The 3,246-nt window shown below is 67.2% G+C and carries 4 protein-coding genes; 1 reads left to right on the forward strand and 3 read right to left on the reverse strand.

Going from position 1 to position 3,246, the window contains the following annotated elements; translation table 11 throughout:
• From topA to B4L26_RS12530, 3 genes are all read right to left on the reverse strand, one after another.
• A partial coding sequence (gene topA, locus B4L26_RS12520; RefSeq protein WP_290719193.1) for a type I DNA topoisomerase occupies positions 1-1,145 on the reverse strand: 1,145 nt, incomplete at its 3' end.
• 159 nt (positions 1,146-1,304) lie between these two features.
• Complete coding sequence (locus B4L26_RS12525; RefSeq protein ID WP_290719194.1) at positions 1,305-1,883, reverse strand: hypothetical protein; 579 nt, start codon at positions 1,881-1,883, stop codon at positions 1,305-1,307.
• 169 nt (positions 1,884-2,052) lie between these two features.
• A complete protein-coding gene (locus B4L26_RS12530; RefSeq protein ID WP_007321539.1) occupies positions 2,053-2,256 on the reverse strand; it encodes a cold-shock protein in 204 nt (67 codons plus the stop codon).
• Between the two features lie 318 nt (positions 2,257-2,574).
• On the opposite strand from B4L26_RS12530, the gene B4L26_RS12535 reads away from it, so the two are divergent.
• The coding region (locus B4L26_RS12535; RefSeq protein WP_290719195.1) for a DEAD/DEAH box helicase at positions 2,575-3,246 on the forward strand (672 nt) is incomplete at its 3' end.

Genomic DNA, 3,246 nt, shown 5'->3' on the forward strand with positions numbered 1-3,246 from the left:
GCCTCCTGCGCGTTCTTCACCTTGCGCGTGTACTGGCGCGGCGTCGGGTGCACATAGTTCTCGCCGTACAGCTCGCGCGCCTGGGCACGGGCGGCGTTGATCGCCGACTCGCTCAGGGTCGTCGAGTCGGTACGCATGTAGGTGATGTAGCCGTTCTCGTACAGCCGCTGCGCCACCCGCATCGTGCGGTCGGAGGTGAACCGCAACTTGCGCCCAGCCTCCTGCTGCAGCGTCGACGTCATGAACGGTGCGTAGGGCCGTCGGGTGTAGGGCTTCTCCTCCACCGACTCGACGGTGAGCGCAGCGTTCTGCAGACCGGCGGCCAGGCCGCGGGCACGCGACTCGTCGAGCACGATGACACCGTCGGCCTTGCGTAGCGCACCGTCGGCGCCGAAATCGCGGCCCACCGCGACGCGCTGGCCGTCGACACCCACCAACCGCGACGAGAAGGTCCGCGGCGTCGCGTCGGCACCCGCATCGAGCGTTGCCGCGATGTCCCAGTAGTCGGCCGAGACGAAGGCCATGCGCTCGCGCTCACGGTCGACGATGATGCGGGTCGCCACCGACTGGACGCGGCCGGCCGAGAGCTTCGGCATGACCTTCTTCCACAGCACCGGTGACACTTCGTAGCCGTAGAGGCGGTCGAGGATGCGGCGCGTCTCCTGCGCGTCGACGAGGTCGATGTCGAGTTCGCGCGGGCTGGCCGCGGCGGCCTGGATGGCGGGCTCGGTGATCTCGTGGAACACCATGCGCTTGACGGGCACCTTGGGCTTGAGGATCTCCATGAGGTGCCAGGCGATGGCCTCGCCCTCACGGTCACCGTCCGTCGCGAGGTAGAGCTCGTCGACCTCCTTCAGGAGGGATTTGAGTTCGCTGACCGTCGACTTCTTGTCCGCGGAGACCACGTAGAGCGGCTCGAAGTTGTCCTCGACGTTCACACCCAAGCGCGCCCACGGCTGGCCCTTGTACTTCGCAGGGACATCGGCGGCGCCGCGCGGCAAGTCGCGGATGTGGCCGCGGGACGATTCGACGACGTATCCCCCACCGAGGAAGCCCGCAATCTTGCGTGCCTTGGTGGGCGACTCGACGATCACGAGCCGTCGAGTCGTACCCGATCCGGGCAATGCGGTATCGGTCTTAGCCACGCGTGTTCCTCGGTGTTCCCAACGGAGCGCCGAGTGCACCCCGTTGGGAGCTTTCTACCTTATATACGGGGGCCACTGCACATGGAGGTCGCCCGCGGCGCACCGTCTTGACGTGTCGTGCGGACTGTCATCGCAGGTCAGCGCGCTGCGACGGGACCTTCAGACAATTGGCCAGTCGGCGAGCGCATCGGGCTCGTCGGGCGGGGCGCCGACCATTTCCACGAATCTGGTCACGCGGCGCTTTCCGGCGATCCGCACCGCCGGAAGACCCCCGCGGGCACCCGTCAGAATCGGTGCGACGCCGACGCGCATCAGGGCGGTTGCCAGCGCCGGATGGGTGTCGGGAGCGTGGACGTCCAGGCCCAGCAGATACTTGTCGCCGTCGCGGCGTCCGGCGGCGATCGTCCACTGGCGCAGCGCACGCGGCGACGGCGTCCACCCCGGCGGAACCGCCTTCACCGCACCCGACGACCACAGTCGCCGCAGATCGTCGAGCAACGGAGTCGGCATGGTGCGCACCACCGGCGAGCCCTCCTCGGAGCGGGCGATCTCCACGGCCAGACCGATCAACTCGAGCTCTTGCGCCAGCGCCCGCGCCCGCCACTGGGCGTCGACGACCACCGACACCCGTGTTCCGCCCGCCATCGGCACCGTCTGGCCGCTGCACGCGAGCAGACCGGCCACATCGGACACCGACGGGTCGTCGGTGTCCGATGAGAACAGCGCCATTTGGGACATGACACGAGTCTATGTTTTCCAGGCCATGCACCGCGCCAGGCACGAGAAGCACGGGGTGAGCAGGCGCGGCGTCGGGGACCAGTGGCGAAAGCACAAAGCCCCGCGGCCGGATGGACTATCCGACTACGGGGCTTTGCGTGCTCACCCGAAGGATGAGCATCAAGAGGTTTTAGACGGCGCGAACGCCAGTGGCCTGCGGGCCCTTGGTGCCCTGGCCGACCTCGAACTCGACGCGCTGGTTCTCTTCCAGGGTGCGGAAACCGGATCCCTGGATCTCCGAGTAGTGCACAAACACGTCACCGTTTCCCTCGTCGGGTGCGATGAAGCCGAAGCCCTTTTCCGCGTTGAACCACTTCACAGTTCCCTGTGCCATTACTGCATTCCTTCACATATTGCTGATTGCGACGAGAGGATGTCTCTCGACGCGGCCGGTTCCGACCGCCATTCTGAGTGAAAGCCTGCGGAGAACCCGCGAACCAAACCCAAGTACAACGCTCGCAACAGGATTCGGCGCCCGGCGGGAACATTCCCCCCTAACACCGCCGAATCGTGCGACCTGTCCCAAGTCAATCACGTTCGGCCGCGCCGCGATAGTCCGACTACCCGATTCGACGCCCGTTTGGGTTTAACCACCGCGAGCCGCGCAATTGGGGCAGTGGGGGCGTCGCCACTAGATTGGGTGGTTGAGGGCATGACGGAGCAAAGGCGGAAGACCGACACCATGACCGGCTCGTACGGCGAGGAGCTGCTGCGCGCGGCGCTTGCCGGAACCGATCCGGACGCCTCGCCCGTCACCCACACCGAGGTCATCCCCCCGGCGCAGGCGCGCTTCGCCGACTGGCCGCAGTGGCTCGACCCGGCCATCGTCGCGGCCTTTGCCGAACTGGGCCTACACCGTCCGTGGCGCCACCAGATCGACGCCGCCGAGCATGCGCACTCCGGGCGCCACGTCGTCGTCGCCACCGGCACCGCGTCGGGCAAGTCCCTGGCATATCAACTGCCCGTTCTGCAGACGCTGCTCGACGATCACAACGCGACGGCGCTGTACCTGGCACCCACCAAGGCGCTGGGCGTCGACCAGCTGCGCTCGTTCACCGCGATCCTCGCGACCAACGCGGATTTCGCGCGGCTCGCGCCGTGCACCTACGACGGCGACACCGACGCACAGTTGCGGCAGTGGGCGCGCGCCAATTCGCGCATGGTGTTCACCAACCCCGACATGCTGCACATCGGGATCCTCTCCGGACACCACCGGTGGCAGCAGTTCCTGCGCCAGTTACGCTTCATCGTCGTCGACGAGTGCCACCGCGGCTACGCGCTCGACCGCGAGCTGTCCGAGGCCGAGCTCGGCTTCCGCGACGAG

This window comes from Gordonia sp. UBA7599, from assembly GCA_002477755.1.
GTDB lineage: Bacteria > Actinomycetota > Actinomycetes > Mycobacteriales > Mycobacteriaceae > Gordonia.